At 79.8% G+C, this 2,551-nt stretch carries 2 protein-coding genes and 1 pseudogene; all 3 read right to left on the bottom strand.

What is annotated here, in order from left to right:
- Window positions 1-34: 34 nt before the first annotated feature.
- A complete protein-coding gene (locus GTQ99_RS27300; RefSeq protein WP_166617837.1) occupies window positions 35-1,540 on the bottom strand; it encodes a diguanylate cyclase domain-containing protein in 1,506 nt (501 codons plus the stop codon).
- A gap of 99 nt (window positions 1,541-1,639) precedes the next feature.
- Entirely contained in the window at window positions 1,640-2,089 is a 450-nt protein-coding gene (locus tag GTQ99_RS26430; protein ID WP_166617836.1) for a hypothetical protein, read from the bottom strand.
- A 107-nt stretch (window positions 2,090-2,196) separates the two neighbouring features.
- Window positions 2,197-2,551 (bottom strand): annotated as a pseudogene (locus GTQ99_RS22090) (hypothetical protein); the annotation flags it as partial.

Genomic DNA, 2,551 nt, shown 5'->3' with positions numbered 1-2,551 from the left:
CATGTACGCGGTGAAGCGGGCACGGCCGGGGACGCTAGCCGCCGGCGGCCGCGGGGTCGCGCCGGGCCCGCTTCACCGCGTACATGCGGGCGTCGGCGGCGGCCAGCAGGGCCTCCACCACGGCGGCCGGCGGGCCGCTGACCGGCAGGTCGCGGGGGTCCTCGGCGACGGCGCCGATGCTGGCGGTGGCGCGCACCCGGGTGCCGGCGATCTCGAACGGCTCGCTCATCGCCGCCCGCAGCCGGGCCACCACCGCGGCGGCGTCGACACCGGGGTCGGTGACGAGGAAGGCGAACTCGTCCCCGCCCCAGCGGGCGGCGCAGTCGCCGGTGCGCAGGCAGCCGCGCAGCCGGTCGGCGACACCGCGCAGCAGGTCGTCGCCGGCCTGGTGGCCCAGGGTGTCGTTGACCTGCTTGAAGCGGTCCAGGTCGACGAAGGCCACGAGCACCGGGCGCCCCTGCGCCAGCGCGGCGCGCACCGCCTCCTGCAGGCGCTCGCCGAAGCGGCGGCGGTTCTCCAGGCCGGTGAGCGGGTCGACGTGGGCCAGGGCGTCCAGGGCGGCGCGCTGCTGCTCGGCCACGCGCAGCAGCCGGCGGTGGTCGTCGAGGACGAGGAACTGGCGGACCATCGCCAGCAGCACGCCGGCCAGCGCGAGCACGAGCACGACGCGGTCGGGGCCGGACCACAGCCGCACGGCCGCGCAGAGGGTGGCGGGCGCGAGCGCGGCGTAGGGCACGAGCAGGTCGCGGGCGGGGGTGCGGGTCTCGCTCCTCGGCACCGGCGGCTCGCGGTCGTGGCGGGCGGCGAGGGCGTAGAGGCCGAAGCCGGCGATCCAGGCGAGGTCGGCGGGGCCGCCGGTGCTGAAGCCCGCCGCGGAGACGGCCCCGTAGGCGTAGCTGGCGTCGGCGGCGAGCCCGAGGCACGCGCCGCCCACGACGAGCAGCACGGTGCGCCCGCCGCCGCCGCGGGCGACGGCCACGAGGGTCGCGACGAGGAAGACGACGTCGACCAGGGGGTAGCCCAGCGGTGCCACCAGGCCGACGGCCGGGCCCCGGTGGGCGGCGACGGCGTCGCCGAGCCAGAGGACCCACACGACGGTCAGCAGCCCGAGGCCGAGCAGCGCGCCGTCGAGCAGCGCGCGCACGCCGTGGTGGGCGCGCACCCGCCCGCGCAGGTGCGCGGCGCCGGAGGCGATCAGCAGCAGCCCCCACGCCGTGAACGGCACGTCGAACCACGACGTGGACGGGGTGTCGAGACCCGCGACGTCCTGGGCGGCGAACAGGACCTGCCCGAGCCCCCACGCGGCGCAGGCGCCCGCGAACAGCGCCCAGCTGCGCCGGGCGGACCCCGCCGGCAGCAGCCGGGCGCGGGCGCGGGAGGCGGCGGCGGCCACCAGGGCGGCGGCGGCCTCGGTGGCGCCGAAGAGCACGAGCGCGCCGGTGCTGCCGCGTCCCAGCACGGCCTGGGCGAGCGCGACCGCCACCAGCAGGCCCGCGAGCAGGCCCAGGTGCGCGCCGAGGCGGCCCGGCGGCCTCGGCACGTCCCGTCCGCTGTTCGAGCGAGTCCGCACGAGAGCGCCATCGGCGTCCCGTGCGGGCGACCTGACGGGTGGGCACCCGTCCGGGCGCGTCGGCACGGGTCAGGCGGTCCCGGCGCCGGCGCCCGCGTCCGTGCCGGCACCCGCGCCGGTGCCGGTCCCGGAGTCGGTGCCGGAGTCGGTGCCGGGAGGGCGCATCAGGCGCAGCAGCGGGGCGGTGGACAGCCGCTGACGGGCCAGCCCCGCCCCGGCGAGCAGGGCGAGCAGGGCCAGCAGGGCCACCGGCCAGGCGTCCAGCAGCAGGGCCGCCGCCAGCAGCGCGAGCGCGGCGGCCGGCGCCACCGCCAGCGGCAGCCGGTTGTACCAGCGCGGCTGCAGCACGGAGGCGGCGTACCACCAGGCGACGGCGGCCACGCGCTCGTCGGGGTGGCGGCGGCCCTGGCGGGCCAGCGCGAGGACGTCCCTGCGGTCCTGCGGGGCCAGCGCGTCGAAGGCGCGCACCGCCGTCGCCCGCCGCTGCGGGGACAGCTGCGGACCCACCGGGGCGCTCACGGGTGGTCCTGCTGCACGTCCTGCTGCACGTCCTGCACGCCGTCATGGTAGGCGGCGCGGGGTGCGCGCCCCGCACCGCGCGGGTCGCGCACCGGCGGGGAGGGGCGTCAGCGCGCGCCGAGGAGGGGGGCCAGGGAGCGCGCCATGTCCCGCGCGCGGGGCAGGTCGCGGGCCGCGACGGGGCGGCGCACCGCCAGGACCCCCTCGCGCGGCTCGGGGTCGGTGACGTCGAGCACGACGGCGCGCCCGTCGACGAGCATGACGTCGAGCAGGCGCTCGGCGTCGGGCAGCGCGACGGCGGCGCGCGAGCGCAGCAGGTGGCCGACGGCGGTGGTGCGCGCCAGGCGCATCAGCAGCTTCTCGTCGTCGAGGTGGCGCAGCTCGGGGCGGCGCAGCAGCAGGGAGGCCAGCGCCGCCGAGATCAGCGCGCTGGCGGGCGGGGCGGCGGCCTGCCGGGCGGCG

Source organism: Kineococcus vitellinus (assembly GCF_009906315.1).
Classification (GTDB): domain Bacteria; phylum Actinomycetota; class Actinomycetes; order Actinomycetales; family Kineococcaceae; genus Kineococcus; species Kineococcus vitellinus.
This window is presented reverse-complemented; position numbering and strand designations above follow the sequence as displayed.